Below are 23,863 nucleotides of genomic sequence, written 5' to 3'. Positions count from 1 at the left end.
TTCTTCTTTAACTTCAATTTCTTCTGGTTCAGATACTTTTACTTTTGTATTTTCTAAAGTGTGATTTTCTTCATCGCTTAAAAGAAACTTTAATAGTTTTTTGATTAAGGAGAAACCTTTTTCAATTCTTTTTGTACCTAGAATTGAAAGCAAAACGACTAAAATTATGAATATTTCAGGTGAATTTAAACCTAATAGTTTCATAAAATTTCATATTCTAATTATATTTTAGTACATGCTAAAAATTTAATCTAATTATTCTCAAAAGTTGGTAAATAAAGTTCTCTATTTGATGCAATTAAACCCTCTTCTTTAAAAAAAATCTCAAGATCTTTTAAATCATTTATATCTACAAATTCACCACAATTATCTAATATACTATTGTGAGTAAAATCCCATAAATTTTCCAGATATTCGTCATCGTCTGGGAATGCTACAAATTTTAAATATGTATTATTTAAAGCATATTCACTAGCAAAATCAGAATCTAAACCTTCACTTTTAGCATCACAAAAGACTTTAGCAAATCTTTTGCCCACTGAAGTTTGAGCACTTGATAAATCTAAATTACCTTGAATAGCTTTTACATTTATTGGAGCAATAAAAATAATTATTGGAAGAAAAATAGAATAAAATATATACAAGAAAAATTTCCTTTTATAATTTCAATTTAATATAAACTAGCAAAAAAAGTATTGAATTAGGCCTATTTAAATAAAATTACTAATTAAAGATTAAATAAAATAGAAAACATAAAATAAACTCCATACTAGGTTTACAATAAAGAAGTTAAATAAGTTTAATATCATATGTCTTCAAATATAAAGCTAAAAGGAAGAGGCGTTAACAGGATAATTACGAGTAAGGTCATGCTATCCCCATTAGCAGGAGTTACAGATAACATTTTTAGGCGACTTGTACGTAAATGGGCTCCAAACTCTTTACTTTTTACAGAAATGATAAATGCCACAAGTCTTAAAAAAGGGTTTGGAACACAAAAAATCAATCAAATAGATTTAGAAGAGGGTCCAGTTGGAGTACAAATATTTGATAATAGGCCATACGCTGTTTCTGAAGCCGCGAAACAAGCTGAGGACTATGGGGCTTTCTTAATTGATATAAATATGGGATGTCCAGTAAAAAAAATTGCAAAGAAAGGTGGAGGCAGTGCTTTAATTAAAGATCGAAAACTTGCTATAGAATTAGTCAAGAATGTTGTAAAAGCTGTTAGGGTTCCAGTAACAGTAAAAACACGACTCGGATGGGATAGTAAAGAAGAAAATATAGAGGATTTCTTATTTAAACTTCAAGATGCGGGCGCAACTATGATCACACTTCACGGAAGAACAAGAAAACAGGGTTTTTCAGGTAAGTCAGATTGGGAAATGATCGGGAGACTTAAAAAGTTTTTGGAAATTCCAGTAATTGCTAATGGAGATATCAAAAATCCAGATGACGCTCTTAATTGTCTAAAAAAAACAAATGCTGATGGTGTAATGATTGGACGAGGAATTTTAGGATCCCCATGGAAAATAGGAGAAATAGATTATGCCATTAGAGAAAATAAAAATTTTAAAGAACCAAACACAGAAGAAAAACTATATTTAATTATTGAGCATCTTGATGAATTAATAAAAGAAAAAGGAGATCACGGATTGCTAATTGCAAGGAAACATATCTCATGGACATGCAAAGACTTTAAAGGAGCATCAAATTTGAGAAATAACTTAGTAAGAGCTGTTGATAAAAATGAAGTTAAAAATTTAATAATTAAAATGATTAAAACTTTGAATAATGAAAAAAATAGATTAGCTTAAAAGAAATCTATATTTAAATGAAAATTATTAGTAAAGAAACAAGTAAAAGAGTTTGTGATCACATGAATAATGATCACATAGATTCAGTGCACAAATATCTTATTCATTATGGGAAAATTTCAAGATTTGAGAATGCTTATATGGAAGAAATTAATAATAGTTATATAAAAATCAATTACGATGGACAATCAGCAATTATCAATTTTAAAAATGAAATATCTGAAGAAGAAATTCATTCAACTTTAGTATCAATGATTAAAGACATTAAAAAATAAAATAATTTATAAAAAAATCTAATTATTATTTTCATAGTAATCAGTTATCTTTTTACATTCTTCAAATGAAAGCATGCTTAATCTAGATGTGGCTTTTATTTTTAGAATTGCACAAACAGCTAATAAATCAGGGCTATCAACATTAAGTGCTTCAGAAAGTTCTAGGACTCTTAGACCTTTCATTAGTATTAAAAAATCTTTTCTATATTATCAAGAACCTTAAAATCAATGGGCTGCATTTTTCCCTAAACCAGCAACGAATGGAAAAGTTTGTTCATCACCAAATATATCTTCTAACGAAGAATTAGAAATATTAGTTTTTTTATTATCAGGATTAATCTCTTCAATTTCATTAGAAATATTATCTTTAATGTTATTTTCAATTTCTTTTGCTAATAAATTATTCGTATTAGAAAATATTGAAAAAACTAATACAAATAAAAACAAAACAATTCTTTTCATAAAAAACATTTATCTAATACCATTGTTATATGCAAATAGAGTTATTTAAAAAAACTAGAAAATTTTAAAACAAATATATATAAATCAAAATCAAAAATATTTATCTTCCCAACTTATTTCTATTTTTAAATCTAATTAAAAAATAAACCCCTAGTAACAAAAGAATTGCTAAGGAGTATTGATTAAGAAAAACATAAACCATATAGACGAGAAAGGGAAATAAGCACGCCCTCTTAAAATTTAATTTCTGTTCCTTTGACATATTTTTCCAATTTAAATATTCTTCCCATTGAAAAATCTTCTTCATTTTTCTACTTCTATTTTTACGATTAAACATAACTTTATAAATATAGTTTTGATGATTCTTATGTTAATAAACAAAATTAATCTACAATATCAAAATAAGTTTTTTCATTAAAAAAAATATTTTTTAAATAAAAGATGAACTCAAAACCAGTTTGGAAAATAGAAAAAATTGTTTTACCTCAACATGCTGATCATGCAGGCGTAATGTGGCACGGTAAATATTTTAATTGGCTTGAAGAAAGCCGAATAAATGCACTTTCAGAAGTAGGTATAAGTTATTTCGAACTAACTAAAAATGGCTTAGATTTACCTTTAATCAATACTTCAATAAAATATAAATCTCCTTTATTTCTTGGTGAAAAAATAACAATCGAGAGCGAATTCAATATTGATAAAAGTCCTAGGATTAATGTAATTTCAAAATTTTATAACAAGAAAAATGAAATCTTAACTATTGCTGTAGTAAATTTAGTCTTAATAAATAAACTGAATTTTTCTATAATAAGAAAAAGGCCAGATTTCCTATCGGAAGCCTTTAGCAAATTAAACGGTTGAAATTATTTTTCGCCAAATGAACGATTTATTAATTCATTAATTATGAATATATTTCAAGTTATTGATTCTTATCAATATGAAATGGAATCAAGATATCAAGAAAAATCAATGCTCACAAATCTTTTTACAGAGCACAAATTTATAGGATGGTTAGGGTTGTTTATAGTATTTTTCTCTATCTTTGCAATTTTTGTTTTTCAATTTCTTGAGTGGGAAAGTAATGACAATAATAAAAGTTAAGAAGATTTAATGATTATAATTCAAGTGAAAGACTTAAAAAATGGCTATCTACTTAAAAATAACTAACTCTACAGAGGTTGTTAAAAAAAAGACCTCAAAATGGCTTACAGATATTACGCCTGAAAGAATTGATAGAAAATTGGTCGAGGATGAAGTAATAAAAGGGATTATCGAACAATTAACATTAGAAGGCATAAAAGGAGAAATATCAGCAATTAATGGGTTTGAAGTAAATGAATCTTCAGTAATAACAAAAAATAATTTTGTTATTAGAAAAACAAAGACTTTTTAGATAAAAATCTTTAATGAAAATTTTTTTTATTTTAATTATTTTTATCATTTTTTTAATTTTTATAATTGTAAGAGATTATCAAATTAAAAAGAAAAAATTAAAATTAAATAATGCCTTAAATTCCAATTTCTTTATTCAAACAATTAATAATTTAATAGACGAGAACAAATACAATTTGTTAGAGGAAAGGATCAGATTAAGAGAAATAGATGCTTACGGTAACGAAGATTTTAAAAAATGGATTGGCAATCCACCTCTTGATGAAAAAGCCATTGAGAAAAATATATTTAATGGATCTAAGCGATTTAAAGAGGGTATACCATACTTCTGGGAAAAAGTAATTTTAAAAAAATTTGGAAGTATGGAATTATTTTTCGAAAAGTGGAGATCTTATTGTAACGAAAATCCTACTATTGATGATGAGATAGTTGGATCTATTAGAAAGCTCGAGACTGAAGATTGGTTTGTTTTCATAGCAAGTCAAATAGAGAAATCATGCTTAAACTTAATAGAAAAAAACTACTCAAGTAAAAACAAGGGAAACTACAAAAAAGGTATTAGATTTGAAAATCATTGTATGGAAATTCTCAAACAAAATGGTTGGGAAGTAAAAGAAACACCTAATACAGGAGATCAAGGGGTTGACTTAATTGCGTCAATAAATGATTTGAGAATATGTATACAATGCAAAGATCATGAAAAAGCCATTGGAAATAAAGCAGTTCAGGAAATTTCAGCTGGTAAATTATTTTGGAAAGGTACACATGCAATAATAGTGTCAAAATCTGGCTTTACGAAGTCTGCTCATCAACTAGCAAAATCAAATAAAGTGGAACTAATCAATGAATATCAATTAAAAGATTTAGAAAAGTTTATTGTTTAAATAGTTTATATAAATTGAGTTAAGCTCTCTTTGTAAAGCAAAAGTGTTGTAAAAATTCCTGAGGCCCACATTAAACCTCTAGCTGTAGGGATATTAAATACATATGCACCAATATATAAAAAACGAAAAATAGGATGAATCAATGCTGCAATTATTGCAATATTAGAGTCAGTTAAAGTAATCAAACAAAGAAGACATGCGGGCGCATGTAGGGAAATACTTTCCCAACAATTTTGATGACACCAAACTGCTCTTTTTCCAAAAGACGGTAATTCATCAAATAAAGCCCTTGGAGCAGACATATTTTCAACAGAATATCCCGCTTTAACTCTCCCTATAGTTAATGGAATAATTGAAAATAAAACAACACCAACTGATAGACAAAGGCTCCAGGCAAAAGCTACTTGCATATGATTTAAATAATATTATTAGCTTAATAATTGAAGCTCGTTATCGTGATAAATGAAAAATCATTACCATAGATAAAACTTTGTAAAAAATGCTGTAATTTATAAAAAAAAATCATTTATGGATATTTCAAGGTTAGTTTTAATTTTTGGCATAAGTTTACTAATATATTTTGCTTTTCTGTTTTTAGGATTTTTTCTTAAGAATAAAAATCTAAAGGCACAGAATCTAAAAAAAGAAGAATAGATTATTAATGCCACGAAAATTTACTACTTTCTCAATATTTTTATATTTTTTTGAATATATTTAATGGAAATAAAATTTTATTTAAATAATAATAAGGGATATTTGAAATTAAATAAGACCGTTGCTGGTATATGAAAAAATTTTATAAATTTCTTAAAAGTTTTCTATTTATATCACTTTGGCTTATTTTATCCTCATTTTTAACCCAATATTGGAATACCTTTCATTGGGAATATATTTACTTAAACTTCAGAATTATATTTGATAAAGAATTTTGGTTTGTTGTAGAAAAAATTCTTTTAGGATTTGATATTGGTTACTGGTTAGAAGAAGCATTAAAATTTTTTAGTTATGAAATACCCAAAGAATCATTTAAATATTTACCAATTTATTTCGTATTAAAGTCTATTTGGATAAAGAATTAATTTTTATTTTAATAGATTTTAATAAATTCCTTGAAATTCTTGAATAAAGTCGGTGAATTTATTTTTCTTAAAACAAATAAAGTTCCTTTATCACCTCTACAGATTCTAAGTTTATTACTTAAATAAGTTATCTCTAACCACCCTAATTGTTCATTATTTATTTCTTTCATAGCATTTATATTTTTTCTTCCAAATTTAGGGCCTATAACACCAGCATGTGTAAATTTGACCCCAATTTTTTTTTCATTTATGTAATTAAGTCTTATTAAAATACCAGTACCAATAATTGATTTTATTCCTTTAGGTTTAAGTAAATTAAGACCATTTAAATTAAAGGGATCAAGAATTTGAAGGTTATCAATAAAAGGAGAATATTTTAAAAAAGGACTGTTAGAACTACTCCACCTAAGCTCCCAAACACCCTGTAAATCATTTCTATCTTTACTAAAGGAAAAATTATGATCAATTTCAAGTTGTTCGGCAATAGATTGAATCTTATCTGAATTTGGTGATTTAAGAAGTAAATTTAATAAATCATTTTCTGTTTCCATTTAAAAAACGCTGGAATATATAGCTAAGGATAAATACTTACCTCCATGTGCTATATTCTACCCAGAATATGTTGATTTGATGACAAAAAGCTATTGGTTAAAGAAAATTTCAATTCCTAATGCTGATTTATTTCTGGAATATATAAGGACAGTATTGCCTTGGATTAAATCTGTGGGAGGAGTAATAGTAAAAAGAGATTTAATACAAGAATCAACTTCAAATGAATGGGATGGAGGGCAGCTTGGATTAGTAATTGAATTCGAATCAAAATTTGCTGCTAAAAAGGCATTTTATTCTGAAGTATTTCAAAAATATCTGCAGTCCAGAGATTTAATGGAACTAGTTACTATAAGTACTCTTTAAAAAATCAACCAATAACGATTTAACACAAACATTTTATAAGTATTTATTACTATTAAATTATTTATGTAATATTTATAACTTCACTGGCAATAGCATATTTTGCAAAATTTAATTGTAAAAGTAATCCGTTAATGAAATGAACTATTCAACAGAAAAGGACGATTATTTGATGACAACTCCATACACAAAAAAAATTCAACAAAAATTTGAAAAGGTTAAATCTTTTTTAGAGCAAAATGGATTTAATCCTTCATCAGAGAGCTTAATGCAAGATATAGTTAGCTCAGAAGAATATATTGCTAAAAATGGCTTATAAAATATCAGAATATATTCAGAGTCCTTAAATAATAAAAACCGCCTATTAGAAAAGGTAATAATATTCCAATAAATAAAAATATGGATTTCTTTGATTCGCCTTCTGATATGGGGTTAATTTCTGGTTCAATTGCAAAACCATTTTGTCTACCACCGCTTTCGGTTGTATAACCTTTTTTATTCATAAGAAAAATAATCTATGCAGATTATCTCATGTAAAAACTTATTTAAAAAAATTTTTTACATTTAGAATTAAACTAATCTTAAGATCTAATAATTGATTTCAATCTGAGATTTCAATTTGGCAGCTTTTTTTAAAAGACCTACAACTTCCTTACGTCCAGTAGCAAACTCAGCCTTATTAAGTAACTCGCTATATTTTTTTGTGATTTCTCTATGATTCATTTTCAATATTACCTTCTATAAATTATAAAGTTACTAAAAATATTTTTTGTATAAAAGATATCAAAAAAGAGTTTAAGTACCTTTACCTATTTAAACCAACCTTTTTTCTTTGGTTTAATCTCTTCTTTAATAACTTCTTTTTTTCTACCAAATAATCCCTTTTTTTGGACTGTCAAATTCTCTTCAACAGGTTTAGATTTTCTGTTAAATAAACCTTTTTTAGGTTCTTTCTTAATTGATTCTTTTTTGTCGGAAATCTTTGTTTTTTTAGGATTTGATTTTGAATTTTTGGGTTTGCTATCTGCAAATAAAGTTTGATATACAAAAAAACCAAACACAGCAAAGAAGCCTAATGCCTGTACTAGAGCAGTTCCAAGATTATCAAACATTTAGGCCTCAACTTTGTATAGTGATTCTCTTTCTTTCGCTTCTATACATTTTTTATCATCAGACAAGCATTCAATTTCTGCCTTCTTCTCAGTATGAGAACTGCAGCCACCTGCATTTGCATTAGATATTGAAAACAAAGTTAGTACCCCTAAAATTAAGGCGCATGAAGTGTTAATCGGTTTCATGAGTTTTATTTTTATTATGGAAAAATAATTTCGCAATTGCGAAGATAATCTTCTCTTCTTCTAAAGTATCCCCTTTTTTATATATCTATTTGTAGTAATTAACTAAATCGATAATTAATATTGCTAATAATGAAAAACCTAAAATGAAGGGTAAATAAGGATATTTATTTAAAATTTTGTTTAGTTGATTTTTTGATGTTTGTTTTTCCTTTTTCTTTTCTCTAGGTGGTAAGCCTAACTCTTCCCTTCTCTTAGCTTCTCCCATAATTTTTAAACTATTTATGACTATTCTATATACCTAGTAGTAGTAGTGTATTGTTCTAGATTTAAATTATTAACGGTTAAATTAATTTAAATTTTGGATATATTAAAAATATATATAAAAATTACATGATAGAAGTAGTTTGGTCAGTAAATATAATGATTGCAATTCTTATTATTGGTGTTGCCTGGGTTCTTTATTACATATTTACTTATGATCAAAAATTTACTTCCTAGATAAATGTCAGATAAAGATCTAAGTAATTTTCTAAAAAAAATAGAGCAACTTAATCAAATTGCTGAGCTAATAAAAAATAATCCTAGTAAAAAGTTATCCCTTTCAAAATGCAAGAATCATGATGAAGTAATTAAATTAACCACTGAATGGGGTTTTGATATTGGTAAAAGGTGGGGAGAATATTAATTGATTTTATTACCAGCATTATTAAAATTGCCATCAACATCAAATTAAATTCCTAAGATTAATTAGTATTTCTTGTGTTGGAGTTATGAAAGAAATTGGAGAGATAAAGTCAAATATTTATAAAATATCTGCTGTTACAGATAGGGGGCAAAGATTAAATAAATTAATTTCTCCTATGTATGAGGAAAAAGCTAATGAAATGAATGAATTGATTGATGCTCTTAAAGACTTTAGTTTTGAAATATCAGAAAAATTATTGTCTGGAGAGTGGGAATTGATTTTTTCTAATGTTGAATTATTTCGAAGTTCCCCTTTCTTCCTTGCTATTGAAAAGGCATTAAATGATGAATCTAAAAGTAATCTTTTTTTTAAATTACATCAATTGCAAGTAGGATCCTTTGGCATTTCAACTATTGGGAGAATTGCTCAAAAGATTGATTTTGAAAAAAAAGAATTTATATCTACTTTTGACACTACAATATTTGGGCTTACAACTATTCCTATCTTAGGTTGGTTCAAACTATTGCCTACTTTTGGTGGAAGAGTAATAACCCTAGCAAGTGATTTAGTTTTAAGAAATAATTTACTTGATATGAATTTACAAAAGACAAAAGTTTCCAAAGTTGATGGACTTAATAAGATTCCATTATTTAGTGAATTACTTATGGATAGATGGTATCCAGTTAAAGAGGTATGGAATAAGTTACCTTGGAATAAAGAATCGCCAAATTGCCAAGTCTCAATTGTATATCTAGACGATGAAATGAGAATTATGCAGGATATGTATGGGTCTATTTTTATTTATATTAGGCCTTCAATTTCCTTGTTGAATTCAAATACAATCTCTAATGATTAATTAAAACACTGAATAATAATTTTGTAATTTATAGAAAAAACCATTAAAAATTTATTTTAAAGATTAATTAATAAAAACATCTCACATCTTAAATACAAATAGGTTACGTACATAATGAACATTTTTTTATTATGCTTAGAAATCAAGAAAAAAATTCAGTTGTTAGAGGAATATTCCTAATAGGAGGTTGGGGCTTAGGTCTAGACAGATTTTATGAAGGAGATAAAAAAGGTGGATTTTTATCAATCATTGGTTGGAGTATCACATTTTTTAGCTTTATCATTCTTAAATGTTCAGGTTATGAATATGTTGAGGGTGTGAAAAATTATTCAGATTATTCCCCTAACCCTCTAATAGTATTACCTTTACTGGCAGGAGCATATGGTGGCTTTCTAATAATTAAGAAGGCATTTAGATTAGCAAAGCAATTTGAGAATGCTGAATAATAATACCAGCAGGCAAATTCAAGATAATAATCCAGATCCTTTCAAATAAAATTTAAATAAAAGTATTACTAAAAGGTTTACTATTGCTAATGCTACTAAACCATTTCTGTTTTTTACATCTAATTTCTTGACTAAATTAGAAAGATAAACGACTGGATTTTCTGGCTCTTTATTATCCAAATTTTATTTAAATATTAATTTGACAAGAAAATATCACAGTTTCATTTGAAGAATCAAAATTGTAAAGATGATTATCCAAAAAGAAATAAATAATTTCTAACCCATAATTCCAGCATTTCTTAAAAACGCTTTACCCATATTGCCAATTACAAAAAATAGAGACAAATTAATTAAAAGGATTATTAATAATGCCAACATTTTATAGTTTGGATTTGTTGAAATTCCATCAAATCCATTATTAAGAAATCTTTTAAAAAGTGATTTGTCAATTTTTGGATTTTGTTGCTCAGAATCAAGTCTTACTTTTTCTTCTGAAGAATCTTGACTACTTGCTTTCTCTAGAAATTCTGTAAATGCTTTAACATTTTCTTCTTTTTTAATCCCCTCATTAAGATCTTTATTTTCTTCATTCAAATTGGGGGACGATTCGATTGAATTATTTTCCTCAGGATTAAGTTTTGAATCTTCCAAATTAGTATTAAATGCTAGGAGTATATTACACCATAAAAAAAACCCACTCGATCGATTGAAGAGAGGGTTAGCTAAGGTTAAAGTTCTTATTTGAATATAATAATTTATTTTGATTAAGTTTGCGGTTGTAGGATAATGAAGTTTTAAATTAGATTAAATTCAAGGTAATTTTTTTTAGTACATATGTTAGATGCGAATACTAAAAAAGCATGTAAAGATGATCCCTCAATAAGAGAAATTAAAATTAGAAATATAGAACATGCTATTGAACAAGCAGAAATGATGATAAAAGAATCAAAAATGAGCCAAGAAGAATTAATCTTTTTAAAAAGAAAAATATCTGACTCAAGACAGGATTTAGAAATACTTTATTTAATGAAAATTCAATGAATATAAATTTTTTAATCTTTTAAAAGAATTGAATTTTTGCAAAGTAAATTAATTTGTATATTTGAAGACTAATAAAGTTTAAAGAGAATGTAAGAATTTTTATAAAGATTCTTGTTATGTCTAAAAATAATCTATATATACCTTTAAAGGTTGTTCCGTACATCTTCATTTCAATTACTGCTATAGCAATAACAGCAGCTACATATGTAATTACTTAGTTCTATAAGCTATGTAAAGTCTTTAGATATTAAATAAATTAAAATATTTGTAATAACTAATTGTATGAATAAATTCAAAATAGCAATTTTTGCAATATTAATAATCATATTTTCCCTTATTGGGATTAAAAAATTAATTTATATAAATCAAGTTAAAGATTTAAAAAATAAAGAAGAATCATTTTTAAATGAATCTATACGTGTTCTAAATGAATGCTTCGATCTAGAAAATAAAAATAAAAGAACTCTTAATAAATCAATTGAATTAATTAAGTATTGCTTAGAGGAATATGGATATAAAAACTGATTTCAAAACTTGAATGATGAATTTCCTTAATACTCCACTAATATGCAAATAAAAAATTTCTCATCAATAATCTTGTTATGTTCCACAATTTTTTATTAATAATATTTTCCTAATTTAATTTTTTAAAATGACCAAAGTTAAATGTTCTTATTTAGGAAATTTAAACTGTGAGGCTATTCATCTACAATCTGGATGTCTTATTAGAACTGATGCACCTTTAGATCACTGCGGTAAAGGTGAAAGTTTTTCCCCAACTGATTTATTAGCAACATCTCTAGGTACTTGCCTGCTAACCATTATGGCAATCAAAGCTAAATCAAAAGGATTTGATTTGAAAGGTATATACTTAAATATTGAAAAAGTAATGACACAAAATAGCGAGAGGAAGATAAAAGAACTAATAATAGATATTTTTATACCAGTGAGCACTTCTAATGAAACTATTGATTTTTTGAAAAAAGCATCCAAAGAATGTCCAGTTACAAGAAATTTATCTCAAGAAATAGATATTAAAATTAGTTGGCATAATGAATAAATCTCAAACATAGTAATTACATAAAAAATAATGAAATACTTTATTGGAATATTCATTCTTTTATTTGGAATATATGTAATGACAGACTTGGCATTAAAGACTAGGTATACAAGAAAAAGACTTTCAAAAGGAAAAAAATAAATCTTATAAATTTTAATATTGCAGATTAACTAAATAGATTTATTTTTGTACTAAGAATTAAGGCAAATTTTAGTTTTATTTTTTCATTATTTTTTGGTCAATCAAACTAATCAAAGGGATCATGAAATTAACATTTATTCCAATAGTGCACCATGTATAAATAATAAGAAAAAATATTTTTATAAATAAATTAGGGGGTAAGGTGAAAAATATTTTGAAAAACCCTCCAATGAATAATACCAATATTCCAATTTGAAAAAGACCTTTGATTATCCATTTAAGTCCATTTTTTTTTATGTTTATATAAAACCAGAAAAAAACAAAACTAAATAACAATAAATATATAAAATTTATGATCATCTTTTTAGAGAAAATCTAATAAATTTGCCATTATCAAGGCATGATGACAATTATCACTTTTTTATCTGCTAATTTTTTTTTTAAATGGAAAAGTTATACAAAAAACAATAAAAAAATTATTTTTTTTTACTCTTTATTTTAAAACATTTTCGATTTTAGTAAATCAACTCTTTTTTGATTCACGCCCAAATCACTTTCTCCAACTCTTGATTCTGATCTTATTGATAAGATGTTTGATTCAGGTAGAAAGGATACTTCTAAGTCGTCTACGTACTTCATCCATTTACTGGTTGCCTCAGCATGAAGATAATCGCCATCAATTTCAACAATCTCAGTTCTTGGAGTGTTTTCGATAAATGCTTTAATCTCTTCAAAAGGTTTCTCAATATTGTTTACCTCCCATTCTTCTCGTACACAATGAGCAATCTCTACACAAGGTTTTAGTTCTATATGTGAGGCAAATGATGAAGAGGGGAATAAAAAGCTTGAACAAATTAAAATTGCTAAAAAAAGTATTTGCATTAAAAGAAGAATTTAACAACTCGTAATCTAACGAATTAAATTACTAATTTGTAATGACGAGCTAATTATTTTGGAAGAAAGCATATATGTTTTTATAGTCAGAATTTAATATATATTTCTAATAATCCCAAAAAAAAAAGACCTCTCAGAGAGAGATCTTTTAAAATTGATTTATATCAAGTGTTTCCTTGTTTCCACTGAAATAAATCAATTCCTCCTACACACAATACTAATATCACACCTAAATTCAAAATATGTAATGATTAATAGACCTCTATCTTAACTGTCACATGGCAAAAAATATAAAAAGTACTCAAACATCGAGGTCGGAGTACTTTTAAAGTTATCAGAAAAAAGTGTGTGAGGAGTTTCTGATGTATTTAATCTACTCTGAAGGTAATTTAAAAGGCTACAGTATAAATTACTAATTATTTAAATCTTTCAGAAAAATTGCGCGTTGATGAAAAAAATAATCAAAAACATAAAAAATTGATGAAAAGCATTTATAAAAAAATCATTTTTATTATTTCGGCAATTGCTCTTTTTTCAGTAATAGTAGGTGTTGTCAATTATTCGCTTACTTATATTGAAAATAATCCAGAAAAATACTTACCTACACAAAAGTAAGACAAAAATTAAGTATAAATTCACTTCAAAAAATCTATAAAGTGTCTTAAATATGTCTTACATAGACAGTCTTAAGTCATGCAAATCAAAAATACTTCAGTTCTTAATCAGAAGAATATTCATTTAAGTAAATTCAAAAATAAGCATAAATATCAAATACTTGAGAATTACTGGAAGAAAAGAAAGAAAGAATGTGAAAAAAATCTTTCAAAATTTTGCTAAATGATAATTATGAATTTTATTTTTTCTTTTTTATTAGCATCTGTGATGTGGGTACAAGTTCCTCAGTGGGAAGCTGACTGGTCAAAATGTGCTGTAGATGTTCCCGATTCATCATGTCATTGGTACGTAGCTGCTCCCGATAATACTTTTGGGGAAGGATTTAATTGGGAAAACGCTCCTTGGTTTGATGCTAATGGATTACAGGATGTAGCTAAAATTGAAAAAGAATCTGTAGTAGAAAAACTTCAGAATAACTAAAGTTTCTATTTCATCAATTAACTTTTAAAAGTATTTAAATCTAGTTGCTTAGTGGTTAACTTTTAATTAATTAAATAATTTTTATGCGTTTCAAAGTAAGTCTCAAAAAAAATGGAAAGGAATTTGATGAAGTTGTTATAGCTAATAATAAAAAAGAAGCTATGGAAGTAGCTTTAAAAAACAATCCAGAAGCTCAAGCATTAAATTCTGATTGGACATTTAAGATTTAATTATTTGCGAAGCTTAGGAATTAAAAGGGACGCAACACAAATAACGCTAATTGCAGGTCCAGGCGAAAGATTAAAGACAATAGAGAGAATGAATCCAAGAAGTGAGATACATAATCCAAAAAATGAAGACCTCATCATTGCAATTCTTAAACTATGAGCCTTATTTAGCCCTAACAAAGTTGGCGTAGAAAGAAGAGCAATTACAAGAATTACTCCCACTGCTGACATTGAACTAACAATTACTAATGCAGTTGTAAAACTCAAAGCAAGATTTAATAAAGAAACGTTTATACCACTCGCGGATGCACCTTCCGGATCCAATCCCACATAAACAACCTTTTCATATCCAAAAGTCATTAAAAGTATAAATACTAAAAAAGCAATTATTGTTCTAAGTAAATCTCCAAAATTTGCTGTCAATAAATCGCCAAATAATACTGCCTCCAAATCAATCCTTATTCCGAGTAGAGGGATAATAAGGACTCCAAACCCAAGCATTCCAGCAAGAATAGTATTCATAACTGCTTCATAATTTTCACTTTTTCTATTGGTTAAACTTTCCGCAATTACCGAGCCTAAAAGACCACTTATAACACCACCAATTGAAGGGTGAATTCCAAGCGCTAATGCGAGAGCAAGTCCAGGCAACACGCAATGAGAGATTAAATTAACTTGTAATAATCTCTTATGGGTGATTAATACAGTTCCCATCGCTGGGCATAAGATCCCAGAAAATATAGTTATTATTAATGGAACCAACCACCAGTTGTTATTAATAAAAGACATTATTCGAAAGATTCGGTATGATCAAAAATACGAGGCAAAAAAAGATTTTGGAAACAATGGTAACTAAGTCTGACATTACCAAAAGACAAGAGCAACTTCTTGAAGAACTTAATAAATGCGAGGATGAACTGAGCGGTCAAGAGTTGCATAGACAATTGATTGAAAGCGGAAAAGCTATGGGACTGACCACTGTTTACAGGAATCTTCAAGTTCTTATAAAGCATGGTTTAATTCGTTCTAGACATCTCCCAACAGGAGAGGTTCTTTACACTCCCGTAGATAGAGACATTCATCATTTGACCTGCGTTCAATGCGGAGAGACGTCGAAAATGGAAGGTTGTCCTGTTAAAGATATTCATGCCCCTAAAAAAAATCCAAGAAAGTTTCAACTTTTGTTTCATACACTCGAATATTTCGGCCTTTGCCAAAACTGTTATCAAGCTCAAAATTAATAAGGAACATTTTCTAATCACAGAAATTATTTTCCTTTATAGAGCTTATGTTTATCGCATCTAATTTATCTTTTATTTGATCAGGACTACCAACTGCTAAAACACTTTTATCAAGAACGATTACTTGATCGTAGTTATTTAGAGACTCGCCCCAATCATGGCTACTTACTAGCAAAGAAAGTCCCGCATCTGCGAGTTGACGAACAATTTTCAGGAAGTCCTCTTTTGCGGGGGGATCCAATGCCGCACAAGGTTCATCCAGAAGAAATATTTTTGCAGGGGACATAAGAGTTTTTGCTAATAGAGCTCTTTGTTGCTGTCCTCCTGAAAGAGAATCAAGTCTTCTATTAGCCAAATTAGCAATTCCTACTCTTTGCATTGTCGCTTCTAATTCACAACATTTATTAATCCAAGAATTAGGATATTCTAGAAGAGCCTTTATTTGAAAGGGGTTATTACTTCTTGATTTTGAATACTTTATTTGACCAAGAGATACCAATTTTTCAACTGTAATGGGAAACTTCCAATTCATAGAACTTCTTTGAGGCATAAGTGCCACTAGAGCTCTAGATCTATATAAATTTTCACCATCAATTTTTATTTCGCCTTTATCTGGAGTATTTTGTCCTTGCAATATCCTCAAAAGAGTGGATTTACCGGCACCATTTGGGCCTACTAGCGCTGTTAGAGTTCCAGGTTTAATCTCAACCGATACCTTATTTAAAGCTGGCTTACTTTTTTCTGTGTATGCAAATGTTAAATTTTCAGCGACTAAAGTAGCCATTAATTAATCTTCATGAAAAAGTCACTTTACAAGCTTACCAATAATACAAGCTGCGTATTATTTTCATAACATTTGATACCTTTTCTTGTCAGGTGTAATGAAAATGATTATCATTTTTAAGTATTTAATAATTTTTTATGTCAACTTTTAAAAGACTTTTATCAAATAAAACATGTTCAAGTAAGTCAATTATTAAAAATTCCGTAATCGCTGGAACGATTATATTTTCTGGTTTTGGGCAGGATGTAATGGCTAAAGGGAAGTCATACGTAGCAGTAGAACCACTAGTTTGTGATTTAGTTAAATCTATTGCGTTACCATCTGACGAAGTTACATGCTTAGTAGATAGAAAACAGGATGTTCATGACTTAAAGATCAATCCAAGACAAGCTCAATTACTAAATAGCGCAGACAAAGTATTCACTCTTGGCAAAGAAATGACTCCAAGTATGAGAAATTGGGAAAGTAAAAAGAATACTATTGTTGTAGGTGTTAGTGCAATAGACGTAGATGATCATTCTGATCATGAAGGTCACGATGACCACTCAGACCATGGCGGACATGACGATCATGCTGAACATTCAGCTAAGGTAGATGATCATTCTGATCATGGAGGTCATGATGATCATTCAGACCATGGTGGACATGATGATCATGCTGAGGGTGCTTTCGAATGGGCAGGTAAATTCCAGCTTTCTAAGGGTTCATACAAATGGTCATTTGAAAAAGTCGATGGCGAATATGCAGATCCTGCAATGAAGATGGTGATTCTCAAATCTAATGACATAGAAAGGTCTGAAGATTTAGCCAAAGAATTATTAGGATCTAAAGACTCAATAAGCAGAAAAAATGATGGAACTTTGATAGCAAGTAATAAAGCTTTTGTTCTTAACTTTGATCAAAGAAAAGAAAGTACTGTTTTTAACGTGGATATCAAAGAAGATGGTGAATATATATTTTTTACTGAACACATGCCTTTTGAGTTTGAAGCAACTCAACACTTTTTTAAAGACGTTTCAAATAGTGATGTAGAACCAATAGCACAAGTTCCAGACGAAGGAGAGGGGCATCACCATCATGACCATGGAGGTCTAGATCCACATGTATGGCATGATCCACATAACATCATAAAAATGGGAGATCTTATAAGCAAAAGTTTAAAGAAAGATATTTCAGTTTTTAATAGAGGTGACAGAAAACTAATTAATGAAAGATTCGAAAAAACTGATTCTCTCTTAGAAGGCTTAGATAGTTGGATCGTCGAACAAGTAAGCACTATTCCTGAGGAAAACAGAGTAATTGTCTCTAAACACAAAGCAATGGAATACTACGGGGATGCATTTGGTTTTGAAACCATTAGTTTACTTGACTTTCTTGGAGACTCCTCAAGCTTAAGGCCAGACAACATAAGTTCTACTTTAAAAATGTTAGATGAAGAGAAAGTTCAGGCGATATTTCCTGAACAAATTCCAGCATCTAAGTTATTAAGGAACTTAAGTAGACAAAGTTCAGTTCCTTTAGCTTCTAATCAAATATTCGTTGATGGATTGATGATGGATGGTAATACGGTTTCAGTAGCCGTTCACAACACTTGCACAATTGTTGATTCATTAGGTGGAAGCTGTGATAAAGAATCTGGATCCAATCTTGAGTCTGAATGGTACAAACTTTCAGATTAATTTTTCTAATAAAAACGGTTTTCATTTCTTATTATTACTATTATTAAACTATTGTTTATTTGGTAAAAATCATTAAATGAGCATCAAAGATAAAGTTCCAGTTACTATTCTCACTGGATTTCTAGGTTCAGGGAAAACTACTTTACTTAATAGAATACTAAGTGAAGAGCACGGGAAAAGAATAGCCGTAATTGAGAATGAATACGGTGAAGTAGGGATAGATCAAGGGCTCGTAATTAATGCCGATGAAGAAGTTTTTGAGATGTCAAACGGGTGCATTTGTTGTACTGTTCGCGGTGATTTGATAAGAGTCCTTGGCAACCTTATGAAAAGAAGAGATAAGTTTGACTATGTTTTAGTAGAAACGACCGGATTAGCAGATCCTGGGCCAGTCGCGCAGACATTTTTCATGGATGAAGAAATTAGTTCTGAATTTACTCTTGATGGAATTGTAACTTTAGTTGATGCTGCTCATATTGATCAGCAGCTAGGAAGAAGTGATGAAAGTTCAGAACAAGTTGCGTTTGCAGATGTTCTTGTCCTTAATAAAACTGATTTAGTCTCTGATGATGCACTAGATACTCTTGAATCTAGATTGAGAGATATGAACCGAATGACTCGAATCATTAGAGCCGAGAATGCCCAAGTACCAATCGAAACAGTCCTAAATCTAAGTGCATTTGATCTAGATCAAATCCTTAAACGCAGACCAACATTTCTTGAACCAGAATATCCTTTTGAATGGACAGGTGTTTACGACCTTGCTGCAGGTAAATATGAATTAATGCTAGAAGAAGGTCCCGATCCAGAAATGTCATTAGTAGCTTTCGCTAATCAAAGTGAGAGTGAAGAAGAACTTAAAGATGGTGCTGAATCCTGCGTAAGACTTTATGCAGAAAAAGCTAAAAGCTTAGAACCTGGTAATATCATTCCATTTGGAGAACATATAAACCTTAAATTGGAGGATAAAGGAAATAAATCATTCATATTAGATATCGAAAAGGGATCAAAGATAGGTTTATATACACAGCACACTGCTGAAGAATTCAATATGAAAATCATTAAAAGTGAAGACAATAATTCAAAAGAGATCCCATTTAATATTGAAAGATTCTGGCAAGCCGAGCACGAGCATGATGATGAAGTAACGTCCATTGCAATTGAACGATTTGGAGATGTTGATCCGGAAAAACTTAATACTTGGTTGGGCAGACTTCTTTCTGAAAAAGGGGTGGATATATTTAGAACTAAAGGCTTCATTAGCTACTCAGGCAACCCACAGAGAATAGTTTTCCAAGGGGTACATATGTTATTTACAGCGCAACCTGATAAGGAATGGGGTAACGAACCTCGTAGAAACCAACTTGTTTTTATAGGTAGAAATTTGGACGAGAAAGAGATGAAAGAAGGTTTTGAAAAATGCCTGATATAGAATCATTTAGCCCAAGAGGCATGTTCCACGAGGGATGGACAGCTGAAGTTAATGATTATGCCATAGTTTGTGGTTGGGCTAATAAAGGAAAGTTATTCATTGTTGGGGATGTAGCAGGAGGTATTTTTGCCTTTGAAGGAGATACTGGGAAAATTATTTGGAAAAAAGAAAATACACACTCTGCTGGTCTATTAGCAATGTCCATTCATCCAGAAGGAGAGATTTTTGCAACTTCCGGTCAAGATGGAAATATTCAAATATATAATTGTCACGAAGGTAAAGTAATTAAAACTCTCGATCTTGGCAAGGCTTGGGTAGAGCATCTTAAGTGGTCAAATGATGGCTTATTTCTTGCAGCAGCTTCTTCAAAAAAAGTATATGTTTTTAATGAAATTGGGGAAGAAAAATGGGTATCAGATGATCATCCAAGCACAGTGAGTGCAATAAAATGGTCAAATAATAATGAGCTAGCTACAGCCTGCTACGGGAGAGTAACATTCTTTGACATAGTAAATAATAAAACGAATCAAAAGCTCGAGTGGCAAGGATCATTAGTCTCAATGGAATTAAGTCCTGATGGTGATATAGTCGCTTGCGGGAGTCAAGACAATTCAGTTCATTTTTGGAGAAGATCAACCGGAATGGATGCTGAAATGACAGGATACCCAGGAAAACCCAGTCACCTTTCTTTTGACGATAGTGGAAAATTACTGGCAACTAGTGGCAGTGAAAGAATTACAGTGTGGAGCTTTATAGGTGACGGTCCCGAGGGGACTATGCCGGGAGAGCTATGGCACCATACCGAACCTATTTCTAGCCTAGCCTTTTCAAATAAAGGCATGCTTGTAGCTTCCGGATCTAGAGATGGTTCTGTTGTCGCAAGTTTTCTAAAAAAAGACGGTAATGGTGACCCAGTTGGGGCTGCATTCGCAGGCGATTTAGTGGGTGCACTTTCGTGGAGACCTGATGATTGTGCACTAGCTGCAGTTAACGCAAAAGGTGTAGTAAATGTTTGGAAATTTAAAGTTCGTACTAATTCTTTTTGAAGGAATTTAAGCAGGAAAATAAAATAATTCAAACTACCAATAGTTAGCTTTTAAATGTCTTTCCATACAGATGACTTCACAGTCATTATCTATACCTTTTGGGTGAATATCGCAATATGAGAGACATTGAAAATATTCGTCTATAGGATTAGATTGATCAGCTTTAATAACTTCTTTCGAATGATTCATAAAAGAGTTCCTCGATTATTTAAAATTAAGATAGACGAATTAAATATCAAAAGAAATAAGCAAAACTTACTAAAAATATCTCAAAAAATTAGCACGATTGATTACTACTCTCGGACATTTTTAATTAAAAAGCAATGCGTATAAAAACGGATTGTCATTAGAGAAATATTTTCCTAATTTTATATTGTTGAGTTCTAGGGGGTCTTTCAAAATGATCGATAGCCTGCCTGAAATTTCGGAATAAACCGAACTAATTTAATTAACTGCTCCAATTATTTTTTATTAATGTCTAAGCTTCCTTCTTCTGCATCGTTTAGGTGCCCTTTAAGAAACAAGCTTAATTCTAGAGTTTTTGCCCCAGTTAAAGACAATTAGTTAATTTTGGTGAGCATTAGCTTAATAGAAGTTAGCAACAAGGATCCATGATTTAGGTGCGTTATTAACTTCAGTAAAAAATATAAGTAAGAGATAAAAGAGGGCTTAAATAAGCCCTCTTTTTTTTAAGATGACTTTATTCTAGTTTTATAGATAATGATTAAAGAAATAAAATTTAAAAATGGTTCGATATTATTGCCCATATTGCAATCCTAAATATCAATTTCAAAGACAATCCTCAAAAGGAAATTTAATTTGTGGCTTGTGCGGAGAGGATCTTGTAAAAAAACCATTTATTAGGTTGAACCAGATAATTGCTTTAGTTGCAGCGTCATCATTACTTTTACCGTTGATATATACTTTTATTTTTTTAATTAAAAATCAAATAAATCCTCCTAATAAAAATTATCAAGCAAATGTTACTTTAATGATAATTATCAAAGAGACATTTTCAAAAAAAATTTAAAAAATATCGAGAGGTCAACCTCTACAAAGTGATTTATTTAAACAAGAATTTTTACTCTCAATATTTATTTGATCATCAATATTTTTTAATTTGTTTTTATTAATTATTACTTCAACTTTTTGCCCACAATGGTTTTTGCAACCGCCATTAATTAAATTATGTGCATATAAATTAGAAATATTTGAAATTAGTAAAAGAAAAATTATTTTATAAATTTGACGAAAATAAGATTTCATAATTAATATCATTTCCCACAATAAGTAAATAAATAATACCAGTTAATTCCATGGAGTGTTTATCAGTCCCCAGATATCAAAGAAGAAAAATAAAACTGCGATAACAACAAGATCCCATGCTCTTTCCCTAAAAGCCCAAGGCGCAATAAAAACTTCACCAAGTCCGTGAAGTGCTGCCCCTACAGGTAAATGATCAAGAACCAGCAAACTATGAGAGAGAATAAAAAGAAAGCTTGCGAAATATCTAAAAAAAACAAATTGCCAATTACTAGAACTCATACCTTTTAGATTTTTAAGAAATATACTTCAATGATCAAAATAATGATATAGATCGAGTCAAGAGATATTATTTTTGGTAGCCATAAATACGAATAAAGATAAAAAGCTAAAGTAAAAATTATTAAACGATAAAAAATATGTTTTCAAGTTATCAACCTAAAAATAGTTTTGATGAATACTTTAAGGATAATGTTAACTCTGCTAGAGAAATATTGATTCCACTTCTTTCCTCATTAGATAATATGGGTCTTGAAGAATTAAACAGGAATCATTCTGCCGCAAAAAAATTATTACTAAGACATGGTGCAACTTTCAGATTAAATGATACAGGGTTAAAAGGTACTGAGAGAATATTACCTTTTGATCCACTTCCTAGAATAATTAGTAAAGATGATTGGGTAACGTTAGAAAAAGGACTAGAACAAAGGCTTGAGGCAATTGATTTATTCCTAGATGATATTTATAATTCTCAAAAAATAATTAATGATGGAATAATTCCAAGAGAATTAATAGAGAGTTCAGAAGGTTGGAGACCTCAGATGATAGGTTTCAAACCTCCTTTAAATAAATGGTGTCAAATTTCAGGACTTGACTTAATAAGGGATAGGGAAGGAGATTGGCATATTTTAGAAGATAATTTAAGGTGCCCTTCTGGGGTTGCCTATTTTTTAGAAAATAGATTAGTTATGAAAAATATTTTTCCTAATCTTTTCTCAGGAAGAATAGTAAAACCAATTGATGAATATCCATCATATCTTTTAAAAACGCTGCAAGAACTTGCAGTTTGGACAGATACACCCAAGATAGTTCTACTTACTCCTGGAATTTTTAATAGTGCTTATTTTGAACATAGTTATTTAGCTCAAGAAATGGGTATCCAACTAGTCCAGGGTCATGACTTAGTTTGTAATGATGATTATGTATATTTAAAAACCACCTCTGGATTAAAAAGAGTAGATGTCATTTATAGAAGAATTGATGATGATTTCTTAGATCCTCTTAATTTCAGAAAAGATTCCTGCCTTGGTGTTAGCGGATTACTTGATGTTTTTAAAGCAGGTCATGTAGCTTTAGCAAATGCACCTGGGACTGGAATAGCAGATGACAAAATGATTTATTCTTTTGTTCCAAAAATGATTAAATATTATCTTGATGAAGAAATTATTATTAAAAATGTAGAAACGTATATTTGTCATTACCAAAAGGATCGAGAATATGTTCTAGAAAATTTATCAAAACTTGTTGTTAAGTCTGTCGCAGAAGCTGGTGGTTATGGAATGTTAATTGGCCCTCACTCAACAACATCTGAAATAGAAGAATTCGCTAATAAAATTAAAAATAATCCTAGAAATTTCATAGCACAACCAACATTAGAATTATCTACTGTGCCATCGTTATGCGATGGGGAATTATATCCATGTCATGTTGATTTAAGACCGTATATCTTGAGAGGAAAAGATTCATGGGTTAGCCCTGGTGGGCTTACGAGGGTAGCATTAAAAAAAGGCTCATTAGTCGTCAATTCTTCTCAAGGGGGAGGATGCAAAGATACATGGGTCGTAGGTAAATAAT

40 protein-coding genes are annotated in these 23,863 nt (G+C 29.4%); 22 read left to right on the top strand and 18 right to left on the bottom strand.

Features of this window, described 5'->3' with window-relative positions; all coding sequences use genetic code 11:
* A partial coding sequence (locus JJ842_09480; protein ID MBO6972143.1) for a cell surface protein occupies positions 1-204 on the bottom strand: 204 nt, incomplete at its 3' end.
* A gap of 47 nt (positions 205-251) precedes the next feature.
* Complete coding sequence (locus JJ842_09475) at positions 252-644, bottom strand: hypothetical protein (GenBank protein ID MBO6972142.1); 393 nt, start codon at positions 642-644, stop codon at positions 252-254.
* 165 nt (positions 645-809) lie between these two features.
* Between JJ842_09475 and dusB the strand changes: the two genes are divergently transcribed.
* Positions 810-1,817, top strand: a complete 1,008-nt coding sequence (gene dusB, locus JJ842_09470; protein ID MBO6972141.1) for a tRNA dihydrouridine synthase DusB — start codon at positions 810-812, stop codon at positions 1,815-1,817.
* A 17-nt stretch (positions 1,818-1,834) separates the two neighbouring features.
* Entirely contained in the window at positions 1,835-2,092 is a 258-nt protein-coding gene (locus JJ842_09465; GenBank protein MBO6972140.1) for a DUF2470 domain-containing protein, read from the top strand.
* A gap of 18 nt (positions 2,093-2,110) precedes the next feature.
* Here the strand turns inward: JJ842_09465 and JJ842_09460 are convergent, their stop codons facing one another.
* Both JJ842_09460 and JJ842_09455 read right to left on the bottom strand, forming a co-directional pair.
* Positions 2,111-2,275 (bottom strand): translation initiation factor IF-2 N-terminal domain-containing protein, encoded by a 165-nt coding sequence (locus JJ842_09460; protein MBO6972139.1) that lies wholly within the window; start codon positions 2,273-2,275, stop codon positions 2,111-2,113.
* Between the two features lie 42 nt (positions 2,276-2,317).
* The gene (locus JJ842_09455; protein ID MBO6972138.1) at positions 2,318-2,554 is read right to left on the bottom strand and encodes a hypothetical protein; all 237 of its coding nucleotides are present in this window, start codon (positions 2,552-2,554) and stop codon (positions 2,318-2,320) included.
* Positions 2,555-2,995: 441 nt separating this feature from the next.
* Between JJ842_09455 and JJ842_09450 the strand changes: the two genes are divergently transcribed.
* The 4 genes from JJ842_09450 to JJ842_09435 are packed head-to-tail and all read left to right on the top strand — an operon-like array spanning position 2,996 to position 4,830.
* Positions 2,996-3,415 carry an acyl-CoA thioesterase gene (locus JJ842_09450; protein ID MBO6972137.1) on the top strand — a complete coding sequence of 140 codons (420 nt, stop codon included), beginning with the start codon at positions 2,996-2,998 and terminating at the stop codon, positions 3,413-3,415.
* 42 nt (positions 3,416-3,457) lie between these two features.
* The gene (locus tag JJ842_09445) at positions 3,458-3,655 is read left to right on the top strand and encodes a hypothetical protein (GenBank protein MBO6972136.1); all 198 of its coding nucleotides are present in this window, start codon (positions 3,458-3,460) and stop codon (positions 3,653-3,655) included.
* A gap of 40 nt (positions 3,656-3,695) precedes the next feature.
* A complete protein-coding gene (locus tag JJ842_09440; protein ID MBO6972135.1) occupies positions 3,696-3,947 on the top strand; it encodes a hypothetical protein in 252 nt (83 codons plus the stop codon).
* Positions 3,948-3,960: 13 nt separating this feature from the next.
* The gene (locus JJ842_09435; protein ID MBO6972134.1) at positions 3,961-4,830 is read left to right on the top strand and encodes a restriction endonuclease; all 870 of its coding nucleotides are present in this window, start codon (positions 3,961-3,963) and stop codon (positions 4,828-4,830) included.
* 5 nt (positions 4,831-4,835) lie between these two features.
* Here the strand turns inward: JJ842_09435 and JJ842_09430 are convergent, their stop codons facing one another.
* Together JJ842_09430 and JJ842_09425 are read right to left on the bottom strand one after the other, a co-directional pair.
* Positions 4,836-5,240 carry an MAPEG family protein gene (locus JJ842_09430; protein MBO6972133.1) on the bottom strand — a complete coding sequence of 135 codons (405 nt, stop codon included), beginning with the start codon at positions 5,238-5,240 and terminating at the stop codon, positions 4,836-4,838.
* A gap of 677 nt (positions 5,241-5,917) precedes the next feature.
* Complete coding sequence (locus JJ842_09425) at positions 5,918-6,460, bottom strand: hypothetical protein (GenBank protein MBO6972132.1); 543 nt, start codon at positions 6,458-6,460, stop codon at positions 5,918-5,920.
* Between the two features lie 79 nt (positions 6,461-6,539).
* Between JJ842_09425 and JJ842_09420 the strand changes: the two genes are divergently transcribed.
* Entirely contained in the window at positions 6,540-6,824 is a 285-nt protein-coding gene (locus tag JJ842_09420; protein ID MBO6972131.1) for a DUF1330 domain-containing protein, read from the top strand.
* Between the two features lie 136 nt (positions 6,825-6,960).
* Entirely contained in the window at positions 6,961-7,140 is a 180-nt protein-coding gene (locus tag JJ842_09415) for a hypothetical protein (protein MBO6972130.1), read from the top strand.
* A gap of 4 nt (positions 7,141-7,144) precedes the next feature.
* Here JJ842_09415 and JJ842_09410 read toward each other — a convergent pair whose 3' ends face one another.
* From JJ842_09410 to JJ842_09395, 4 genes are all read right to left on the bottom strand, one after another.
* Positions 7,145-7,324, bottom strand: coding sequence for a hypothetical protein (locus JJ842_09410; GenBank protein ID MBO6972129.1), 180 nt, complete (start codon positions 7,322-7,324; stop codon positions 7,145-7,147).
* Between the two features lie 306 nt (positions 7,325-7,630).
* A complete protein-coding gene (locus tag JJ842_09405) occupies positions 7,631-7,933 on the bottom strand; it encodes a hypothetical protein (GenBank protein ID MBO6972128.1) in 303 nt (100 codons plus the stop codon).
* Entirely contained in the window at positions 7,934-8,155 is a 222-nt protein-coding gene (locus JJ842_09400; protein MBO6972127.1) for a hypothetical protein, read from the bottom strand.
* A gap of 49 nt (positions 8,156-8,204) precedes the next feature.
* Complete coding sequence (locus JJ842_09395) at positions 8,205-8,384, bottom strand: hypothetical protein (GenBank protein MBO6972126.1); 180 nt, start codon at positions 8,382-8,384, stop codon at positions 8,205-8,207.
* Between the two features lie 237 nt (positions 8,385-8,621).
* Between JJ842_09395 and JJ842_09390 the strand changes: the two genes are divergently transcribed.
* The 3 genes from JJ842_09390 to JJ842_09380 all read left to right on the top strand — a co-directional run bounded on the left by JJ842_09390 (position 8,622) and on the right by JJ842_09380 (position 10,106).
* Positions 8,622-8,804: a Nif11 family protein gene (locus JJ842_09390; GenBank protein ID MBO6972125.1), complete on the top strand. Its 183-nt coding sequence runs from the start codon at positions 8,622-8,624 to the stop codon at positions 8,802-8,804.
* Positions 8,805-8,889: 85 nt separating this feature from the next.
* Complete coding sequence (locus tag JJ842_09385; protein MBO6972124.1) at positions 8,890-9,660, top strand: pilus assembly protein; 771 nt, start codon at positions 8,890-8,892, stop codon at positions 9,658-9,660.
* 131 nt (positions 9,661-9,791) lie between these two features.
* On the top strand, positions 9,792-10,106 hold the full coding sequence (locus JJ842_09380) for a hypothetical protein (GenBank protein ID MBO6972123.1): 315 nt from the start codon (positions 9,792-9,794) through the stop codon (positions 10,104-10,106).
* An 18-nt stretch (positions 10,107-10,124) separates the two neighbouring features.
* Here JJ842_09380 and JJ842_09375 read toward each other — a convergent pair whose 3' ends face one another.
* Positions 10,125-10,286, bottom strand: coding sequence for a hypothetical protein (locus tag JJ842_09375; GenBank protein MBO6972122.1), 162 nt, complete (start codon positions 10,284-10,286; stop codon positions 10,125-10,127).
* 96 nt (positions 10,287-10,382) lie between these two features.
* Entirely contained in the window at positions 10,383-10,757 is a 375-nt protein-coding gene (locus JJ842_09370) for a hypothetical protein (GenBank protein MBO6972121.1), read from the bottom strand.
* 183 nt (positions 10,758-10,940) lie between these two features.
* Between JJ842_09370 and JJ842_09365 the strand changes: the two genes are divergently transcribed.
* The 3 genes from JJ842_09365 (at position 10,941) to JJ842_09355 (ending at position 12,207) form a co-directional block, all read left to right on the top strand.
* Entirely contained in the window at positions 10,941-11,147 is a 207-nt protein-coding gene (locus tag JJ842_09365) for a hypothetical protein (protein ID MBO6972120.1), read from the top strand.
* Between the two features lie 282 nt (positions 11,148-11,429).
* Entirely contained in the window at positions 11,430-11,672 is a 243-nt protein-coding gene (locus JJ842_09360; protein ID MBO6972119.1) for a hypothetical protein, read from the top strand.
* Between the two features lie 127 nt (positions 11,673-11,799).
* Positions 11,800-12,207, top strand: a complete 408-nt coding sequence (locus JJ842_09355; GenBank protein MBO6972118.1) for an OsmC family protein — start codon at positions 11,800-11,802, stop codon at positions 12,205-12,207.
* Positions 12,208-12,846: 639 nt separating this feature from the next.
* On the opposite strand, the gene JJ842_09350 is transcribed toward JJ842_09355, so the two are convergent.
* The gene (locus JJ842_09350; GenBank protein MBO6972117.1) at positions 12,847-13,230 is read right to left on the bottom strand and encodes a DUF1499 domain-containing protein; all 384 of its coding nucleotides are present in this window, start codon (positions 13,228-13,230) and stop codon (positions 12,847-12,849) included.
* An 858-nt stretch (positions 13,231-14,088) separates the two neighbouring features.
* Here JJ842_09350 and JJ842_09345 point away from each other — a divergent pair.
* Both JJ842_09345 and JJ842_09340 read left to right on the top strand, forming a co-directional pair.
* Positions 14,089-14,337 (top strand): hypothetical protein, encoded by a 249-nt coding sequence (locus tag JJ842_09345; protein MBO6972116.1) that lies wholly within the window; start codon positions 14,089-14,091, stop codon positions 14,335-14,337.
* An 83-nt stretch (positions 14,338-14,420) separates the two neighbouring features.
* Positions 14,421-14,567: a hypothetical protein gene (locus JJ842_09340; GenBank protein ID MBO6972115.1), complete on the top strand. Its 147-nt coding sequence runs from the start codon at positions 14,421-14,423 to the stop codon at positions 14,565-14,567.
* Here the strand turns inward: JJ842_09340 and JJ842_09335 are convergent, their stop codons facing one another.
* The gene (locus tag JJ842_09335; protein MBO6972114.1) at positions 14,568-15,353 is read right to left on the bottom strand and encodes a metal ABC transporter permease; all 786 of its coding nucleotides are present in this window, start codon (positions 15,351-15,353) and stop codon (positions 14,568-14,570) included.
* A 17-nt stretch (positions 15,354-15,370) separates the two neighbouring features.
* Here JJ842_09335 and JJ842_09330 point away from each other — a divergent pair, with 17 nt between their 5' ends.
* Positions 15,371-15,805, top strand: coding sequence for a transcriptional repressor (locus JJ842_09330; protein MBO6972113.1), 435 nt, complete (start codon positions 15,371-15,373; stop codon positions 15,803-15,805).
* Positions 15,806-15,818: 13 nt separating this feature from the next.
* On the opposite strand, the gene JJ842_09325 is transcribed toward JJ842_09330, so the two are convergent.
* On the bottom strand, positions 15,819-16,589 hold the full coding sequence (locus JJ842_09325) for an ABC transporter ATP-binding protein (protein MBO6972112.1): 771 nt from the start codon (positions 16,587-16,589) through the stop codon (positions 15,819-15,821).
* A 137-nt stretch (positions 16,590-16,726) separates the two neighbouring features.
* Here JJ842_09325 and JJ842_09320 point away from each other — a divergent pair, with 137 nt between their 5' ends.
* From JJ842_09320 to JJ842_09310, 3 genes are all read left to right on the top strand, one after another.
* Positions 16,727-18,268, top strand: a complete 1,542-nt coding sequence (locus JJ842_09320; GenBank protein ID MBO6972111.1) for a zinc ABC transporter substrate-binding protein — start codon at positions 16,727-16,729, stop codon at positions 18,266-18,268.
* A 76-nt stretch (positions 18,269-18,344) separates the two neighbouring features.
* Positions 18,345-19,700 (top strand): GTP-binding protein, encoded by a 1,356-nt coding sequence (locus JJ842_09315; protein MBO6972110.1) that lies wholly within the window; start codon positions 18,345-18,347, stop codon positions 19,698-19,700.
* Entirely contained in the window at positions 19,688-20,746 is a 1,059-nt protein-coding gene (locus JJ842_09310) for a PQQ-binding-like beta-propeller repeat protein (GenBank protein ID MBO6972109.1), read from the top strand. Before JJ842_09315 ends, JJ842_09310 begins: the two co-directional genes overlap by 13 nt.
* 33 nt (positions 20,747-20,779) lie before the next feature.
* Here JJ842_09310 and JJ842_09305 read toward each other — a convergent pair whose 3' ends face one another.
* Complete coding sequence (locus JJ842_09305) at positions 20,780-20,935, bottom strand: hypothetical protein (protein MBO6972108.1); 156 nt, start codon at positions 20,933-20,935, stop codon at positions 20,780-20,782.
* A 556-nt stretch (positions 20,936-21,491) separates the two neighbouring features.
* On the opposite strand from JJ842_09305, the gene JJ842_09300 reads away from it, so the two are divergent.
* A complete protein-coding gene (locus tag JJ842_09300) occupies positions 21,492-21,776 on the top strand; it encodes a DNA gyrase (GenBank protein MBO6972107.1) in 285 nt (94 codons plus the stop codon).
* Positions 21,777-21,790: 14 nt separating this feature from the next.
* On the opposite strand, the gene JJ842_09295 is transcribed toward JJ842_09300, so the two are convergent.
* Complete coding sequence (locus JJ842_09295; GenBank protein ID MBO6972106.1) at positions 21,791-22,024, bottom strand: hypothetical protein; 234 nt, start codon at positions 22,022-22,024, stop codon at positions 21,791-21,793.
* A 30-nt stretch (positions 22,025-22,054) separates the two neighbouring features.
* Positions 22,055-22,291 carry a hypothetical protein gene (locus tag JJ842_09290; protein MBO6972105.1) on the bottom strand — a complete coding sequence of 79 codons (237 nt, stop codon included), beginning with the start codon at positions 22,289-22,291 and terminating at the stop codon, positions 22,055-22,057.
* A 137-nt stretch (positions 22,292-22,428) separates the two neighbouring features.
* Between JJ842_09290 and JJ842_09285 the strand changes: the two genes are divergently transcribed.
* A complete protein-coding gene (locus JJ842_09285) occupies positions 22,429-23,862 on the top strand; it encodes a circularly permuted type 2 ATP-grasp protein (GenBank protein MBO6972104.1) in 1,434 nt (477 codons plus the stop codon).
* Position 23,863: the final 1 nt, after the last annotated feature.

The sequence above is a fragment of the Prochlorococcus marinus CUG1433 genome (assembly GCA_017644425.1).
GTDB lineage: Bacteria > Cyanobacteriota > Cyanobacteriia > PCC-6307 > Cyanobiaceae > Prochlorococcus_A > Prochlorococcus_A marinus_U.
This window is presented reverse-complemented; position numbering and strand designations above follow the sequence as displayed.

Excerpts from the sequence above, each read along its gene's own strand:
- JJ842_09435 (MBO6972134.1), top strand. The coding sequence starts at position 3,961 with ATGAAAATTTTTTTTATTTTAATTATTTTTATCATTTTTTTAATTTTT.
- dusB (MBO6972141.1), top strand. The coding sequence starts at position 810 with ATGTCTTCAAATATAAAGCTAAAAGGAAGAGGCGTTAACAGGATAATT.
- JJ842_09315 (MBO6972110.1), top strand. The coding sequence starts at position 18,345 with ATGAGCATCAAAGATAAAGTTCCAGTTACTATTCTCACTGGATTTCTA.
- JJ842_09355 (MBO6972118.1), top strand. The coding sequence starts at position 11,800 with ATGACCAAAGTTAAATGTTCTTATTTAGGAAATTTAAACTGTGAGGCT.
- JJ842_09295 (MBO6972106.1), bottom strand. The coding sequence starts at position 22,024 with ATGATATTAATTATGAAATCTTATTTTCGTCAAATTTATAAAATAATT.
- JJ842_09455 (MBO6972138.1), bottom strand. The coding sequence starts at position 2,554 with ATGAAAAGAATTGTTTTGTTTTTATTTGTATTAGTTTTTTCAATATTT.
- JJ842_09325 (MBO6972112.1), bottom strand. The coding sequence starts at position 16,589 with ATGGCTACTTTAGTCGCTGAAAATTTAACATTTGCATACACAGAAAAA.
- JJ842_09425 (MBO6972132.1), bottom strand. The coding sequence starts at position 6,460 with ATGGAAACAGAAAATGATTTATTAAATTTACTTCTTAAATCACCAAAT.
- JJ842_09465 (MBO6972140.1), top strand. The coding sequence starts at position 1,835 with ATGAAAATTATTAGTAAAGAAACAAGTAAAAGAGTTTGTGATCACATG.
- JJ842_09420 (MBO6972131.1), top strand. The coding sequence starts at position 6,540 with ATGACAAAAAGCTATTGGTTAAAGAAAATTTCAATTCCTAATGCTGAT.
- JJ842_09385 (MBO6972124.1), top strand. The coding sequence starts at position 8,890 with ATGAAAGAAATTGGAGAGATAAAGTCAAATATTTATAAAATATCTGCT.
- JJ842_09360 (MBO6972119.1), top strand. The coding sequence starts at position 11,430 with ATGAATAAATTCAAAATAGCAATTTTTGCAATATTAATAATCATATTT.
- JJ842_09300 (MBO6972107.1), top strand. The coding sequence starts at position 21,492 with ATGGTTCGATATTATTGCCCATATTGCAATCCTAAATATCAATTTCAA.
- JJ842_09440 (MBO6972135.1), top strand. The coding sequence starts at position 3,696 with ATGGCTATCTACTTAAAAATAACTAACTCTACAGAGGTTGTTAAAAAA.
- JJ842_09410 (MBO6972129.1), bottom strand. The coding sequence starts at position 7,324 with ATGAATAAAAAAGGTTATACAACCGAAAGCGGTGGTAGACAAAATGGT.
- JJ842_09330 (MBO6972113.1), top strand. The coding sequence starts at position 15,371 with ATGATCAAAAATACGAGGCAAAAAAAGATTTTGGAAACAATGGTAACT.
- JJ842_09380 (MBO6972123.1), top strand. The coding sequence starts at position 9,792 with ATGCTTAGAAATCAAGAAAAAAATTCAGTTGTTAGAGGAATATTCCTA.
- JJ842_09340 (MBO6972115.1), top strand. The coding sequence starts at position 14,421 with ATGCGTTTCAAAGTAAGTCTCAAAAAAAATGGAAAGGAATTTGATGAA.
- JJ842_09335 (MBO6972114.1), bottom strand. The coding sequence starts at position 15,353 with ATGTCTTTTATTAATAACAACTGGTGGTTGGTTCCATTAATAATAACT.
- JJ842_09285 (MBO6972104.1), top strand. The coding sequence starts at position 22,429 with ATGTTTTCAAGTTATCAACCTAAAAATAGTTTTGATGAATACTTTAAG.
- JJ842_09395 (MBO6972126.1), bottom strand. The coding sequence starts at position 8,384 with ATGGGAGAAGCTAAGAGAAGGGAAGAGTTAGGCTTACCACCTAGAGAA.
- JJ842_09390 (MBO6972125.1), top strand. The coding sequence starts at position 8,622 with ATGTCAGATAAAGATCTAAGTAATTTTCTAAAAAAAATAGAGCAACTT.
- JJ842_09305 (MBO6972108.1), bottom strand. The coding sequence starts at position 20,935 with ATGAATCATTCGAAAGAAGTTATTAAAGCTGATCAATCTAATCCTATA.
- JJ842_09345 (MBO6972116.1), top strand. The coding sequence starts at position 14,089 with ATGAATTTTATTTTTTCTTTTTTATTAGCATCTGTGATGTGGGTACAA.
- JJ842_09415 (MBO6972130.1), top strand. The coding sequence starts at position 6,961 with ATGAACTATTCAACAGAAAAGGACGATTATTTGATGACAACTCCATAC.
- JJ842_09445 (MBO6972136.1), top strand. The coding sequence starts at position 3,458 with ATGAATATATTTCAAGTTATTGATTCTTATCAATATGAAATGGAATCA.
- JJ842_09320 (MBO6972111.1), top strand. The coding sequence starts at position 16,727 with ATGTCAACTTTTAAAAGACTTTTATCAAATAAAACATGTTCAAGTAAG.
- JJ842_09405 (MBO6972128.1), bottom strand. The coding sequence starts at position 7,933 with ATGTTTGATAATCTTGGAACTGCTCTAGTACAGGCATTAGGCTTCTTT.
- JJ842_09290 (MBO6972105.1), bottom strand. The coding sequence starts at position 22,291 with ATGAGTTCTAGTAATTGGCAATTTGTTTTTTTTAGATATTTCGCAAGC.
- JJ842_09350 (MBO6972117.1), bottom strand. The coding sequence starts at position 13,230 with ATGCAAATACTTTTTTTAGCAATTTTAATTTGTTCAAGCTTTTTATTC.
- JJ842_09310 (MBO6972109.1), top strand. The coding sequence starts at position 19,688 with ATGCCTGATATAGAATCATTTAGCCCAAGAGGCATGTTCCACGAGGGA.
- JJ842_09365 (MBO6972120.1), top strand. The coding sequence starts at position 10,941 with ATGTTAGATGCGAATACTAAAAAAGCATGTAAAGATGATCCCTCAATA.
- JJ842_09450 (MBO6972137.1), top strand. The coding sequence starts at position 2,996 with ATGAACTCAAAACCAGTTTGGAAAATAGAAAAAATTGTTTTACCTCAA.
- JJ842_09460 (MBO6972139.1), bottom strand. The coding sequence starts at position 2,275 with ATGAAAGGTCTAAGAGTCCTAGAACTTTCTGAAGCACTTAATGTTGAT.
- JJ842_09430 (MBO6972133.1), bottom strand. The coding sequence starts at position 5,240 with ATGCAAGTAGCTTTTGCCTGGAGCCTTTGTCTATCAGTTGGTGTTGTT.